This is a genomic window from Candidatus Sordicultor fermentans (assembly GCF_012728195.1).
In the GTDB taxonomy this organism is placed as follows: domain Bacteria; phylum Atribacterota; class Atribacteria; order Atribacterales; family Caldatribacteriaceae; genus Sordicultor; species Sordicultor fermentans.
Window position 1 is genome coordinate 1 of record NZ_JAAYFP010000082.1, and the last position, 3570, is coordinate 3570.

Sequence of the window (3570 nt, forward strand, 5' to 3'; positions counted from 1 at the left end):
AAACGCTCGTTCCCATTCCGAACACGAAAGCTAAGCCCTCTAACGCCGATGATACTGCCTGGGCAACTGGGTGGGAAAGTAGGAAGCTGCCGGGAGAAAAAGCAGGAGTTTATCTCCTGCTTTTTTTGTTGGTGGGATAGAATCTGCATGATTTTCTTATCTTAGTTCAATAGGAGCTCTATTTTTTCTTTAGAAAGAACTCTTCCCTGATAGTAGAACATCTCTTATCTTTATGGGATAGAAGTATCATCGTAGAAATTTTTGTAGTTAACCCCTATTATATTCCCATTGCTTTTTTAAAAACCTTGCTGTATTATGGGAAAATGTAAAAAGGAGCTTAGATAAGGAGCGATACTATGGGAAAAACCATGGCAGAAAAGATACTGGAAAACAAAGCTGGTTTTCCGGTTAAAGCAGGAGACCTGGTTATAGCTCCGGTAGATAGAGCTATGGGGCAAGATGGTACTACTCCCTTAGCTATCCAATCTTTTGAAGAGATGAAGGGAGAGCGAGTTTTTGACCCGGAGAAGATAATTCTGATTTTAGACCACAATGCTCCCAGCCCTTTAGAATCGGTTTCTCGGCTTCATGACCTGATGCGCAACTTTTCCCGGAAGTTTGGAGTGCAGCTTATGGAAATAGGAGAAGGAGTGTGCCATGAACTGATGGTATCCCGGGGTTTTGTGGTGCCAGGAGATTTGGTAGTGGGAGCTGATTCCCATACCTGCACTTATGGAGCGATTGGAGCTTTTTCTACCGGGGTGGGCAGTACTGAATTAGCAGTGGTAATGCTTTCTGGAGAATTGTGGTTTAAAGTGCCAGAAACTATCCGCTTGAACCTGCAAGGTAAACTACCGGCGGGAGTATTTTCTAAAGATGTTATTCTTTATCTTGCTGGCAAATTGGGAGCTGATGGAGCCTCTTACCAGGCCCTGGAGTTTCACGGACCGGTTATAGAAAACTTAGAAGTAGAGGAACGTTTTACCATTTCTAATATGGCAGTGGAAGTGGGAGCAAAAGCTGGTCTTATGGTTCCCGATGAAAAGGCTATAAAGTGGGTGAGAGAAAGGACCAATCGGGAGTTTCAACCAGTTTTTCCTGACCCTGATGCGCAATATTCTCGGGTTATAGATATAGACTGTTCTTCTCTTTCTCCTCAAGTGGCTCTTCCTCATCAGGTGGATAATGTAAAACCAATAGAGGAGGTAGGAGAAGTTCCCATTCAAGAAGCCTTTTTAGGGACCTGCACCAATGGAAGACTGCGAGATATAGAAGTGGCTGCTCGTATTCTGGAGGGAAGGAAAATCCATCCAGAAGTGCGATTCATTGTTGCTCCTGCTTCTCGAGAAATCTTTTTGGAAGCGATAAGGAGAGGATGGGTAGAGACAATCGTTCTTGCCGGAGGAGTTTTTGTTACCCCCGGATGTGGCCCTTGTGTGGGAACTCATCAGGGAGTCCCGGGAGATGGGTGGAATGTTATTTCTACTGCTAACCGTAATTTTAAAGGGAGAATGGGCAATGCTCAATCTTTCATTTATTTAGCTTCTCCAGCCACAGTGGCGGCTTCGGCTTTAGAGGGTAAAATTACCGATCCCAGAAAACATCTGAGGTGAGATAAAATGATTTTGCGAGGTAGAGCTCATAAGTTCGGAGATAATATCAATACCGATTATATTATCTCCGGGAAATATAAGTTTAAAACTTTAGACATGAATGAATTGGCTAAACATGTGATGGAAGACATTGACCCTCATTTTTATGAGAAAGTAAAGCCAGGCGATTTTATAGTGGCGGGGAAAAACTTTGGTTGTGGTTCTTCCCGGGAGCAGGCTCCTCGAGCCCTCTCTGCAGCGGGAATCCGGGGGATCCTCGCTCCGTCTTTTGCCCGTATTTTCTTTCGCAATGCCATAAATTGTGGTCTGGCAGCTTTAGAATGTGATACCTCTCTAATAGAAGATGGAGATGAACTGGAAATTGACCTTCTTACCGGAAAAATAGTAGACCACTCTCAGGGAATAGAGATTAAAGCTCAGCCTCTGCCTCCGGTTATGGTTGATATTTTGAGGGAGGGGGGACTGGTGGAATATTTCAAAAAATACGGGTCTTTTCAGGGGGTCAGAAAATAAGCCATGTGGGAGTTAGTAAAAGAATTAGACCCGGAGGTTTATTACTGGATAATAAAAGAGTTAGAGCGAGAGAGAAATAAATTAGAATTAATTGCCTCAGAAAATTTTACCAGTTTAGCAGTGATGCAAGCGCAGAGCTCTCTTTTAACCAATAAATATGCTGAAGGATATCCTAATCGGCGCTATTATGGGGGTTGCGAATTTGTAGATGAGGTGGAAAATATCACCATAGAGAGAGCTAAAGCTCTTTTTGGGGCAGAGCATGCCAATGTTCAGCCCCATTCTGGCTCTCAAGCTAATATGGCGGTTTATTTCGCCATTCTTAAGCCTCAGGATACAGTGATGGGGATGGATTTATCTCACGGAGGACATCTCACCCACGGAAGCCGGGTCAATTTTTCAGGAATGTTATACAATTTCGTGCCCTATGGAGTAGACCCCTCCACGGAAACCATAGACTATGTGGCCCTGGAGAAAAAAGCAAAAGAAGTTAAGCCTCGCTTGATAGTGGGGGGAGCCAGTGCTTACCCTCGCTTCATTGATTTTGAAAGGATGCGCCATATTTGTGATGAGGTAGGCGCTTATTTTATGGTGGACATGGCCCACATTGCCGGGTTAGTGGCGGCGGGAGTTCATCCCAGCCCTGTCCCTTACGCTCATTTTGTTACCACCACCACTCATAAGACCCTTCGGGGTCCTCGGGGAGGAATGATTTTTTGTCAGAAAGAATTTGCCTCAGCTATTGACCGGGCTATATTCCCCGGAATCCAGGGTGGGCCTCTCCTCCACGTTATCGCCGCAAAAGCAGTAGCGCTCCGGGAGGCAATGACTCGCGAGTTTGTGGATTATCAAAAACAGGTAGTTAAGAATGCTAAAGTTTTAGGAGAGAGCCTCCGCTCGCGGGGGTATCGTCTGGTCTCCGGAGGGACTGATAATCATCTGCTTTTAGTGGATTTGCGGAAGGCAGGGATAACGGGAAAAGAAGCAGAAAAAATTCTGGATGAAGTGGGGATAACGGTTAATAAAAATACTATTCCTTTTGATGAGGAAAAACCTGCGGTAACAAGTGGCATCAGAATTGGTACCCCTGCTTGTACCACTCGAGGTATGAAAGAGAGGGAAATGGAAATCATTGCTGAATGCATGGATAAGGCCCTGCGAGGAAGAGATGACTCCCGGATTCTCAACCAGGTCAAAAGCCAGGTGAGGGAACTGTGCCAGAAATTTCCTCTGTATCCCGAAATAACCAACGGGGAATAAAATATAAAAAGGTGGTTTACTTATGGAGAAACTATACTATGGAGGTAGAAAATGAGAGAAAAAGTTGAAAAAGCTCTGGATAAGATAAGGGGTTATCTCCAATTTGAGGGCGGAGATGTGGAACTGGTGGATATAGAGGATGGAGTGGTAAAAGTCAGACTGAAAGGTGCCTGTAGCGCTTGCC

Annotated in this window: 4 protein-coding genes and 1 rRNA gene; all 5 read left to right on the top strand. The window is 44.8% G+C overall.

Annotated elements, in window-relative coordinates; all coding sequences use genetic code 11:
- A 5S ribosomal RNA gene (gene rrf, locus GXZ17_RS03740) occupies positions 1–95 on the top strand; the annotation flags it as partial.
- 261 nt (positions 96–356) lie between these two features.
- The gene (locus GXZ17_RS03745) at positions 357–1613 is read left to right on the top strand and encodes a 3-isopropylmalate dehydratase large subunit (RefSeq protein ID WP_409375950.1); all 1257 of its coding nucleotides are present in this window, start codon (positions 357–359) and stop codon (positions 1611–1613) included.
- A gap of 6 nt (positions 1614–1619) precedes the next feature.
- A complete protein-coding gene (locus GXZ17_RS03750) occupies positions 1620–2126 on the top strand; it encodes a 3-isopropylmalate dehydratase small subunit (RefSeq protein ID WP_409375951.1) in 507 nt (168 codons plus the stop codon).
- Positions 2127–2129: 3 nt separating this feature from the next.
- Entirely contained in the window at positions 2130–3386 is a 1257-nt protein-coding gene (glyA, locus tag GXZ17_RS03755) for a serine hydroxymethyltransferase (RefSeq protein WP_409375952.1), read from the top strand.
- 51 nt (positions 3387–3437) lie between these two features.
- A partial coding sequence (locus GXZ17_RS03760) for a NifU family protein (protein ID WP_409375953.1) occupies positions 3438–3570 on the top strand: 133 nt, incomplete at its 3' end.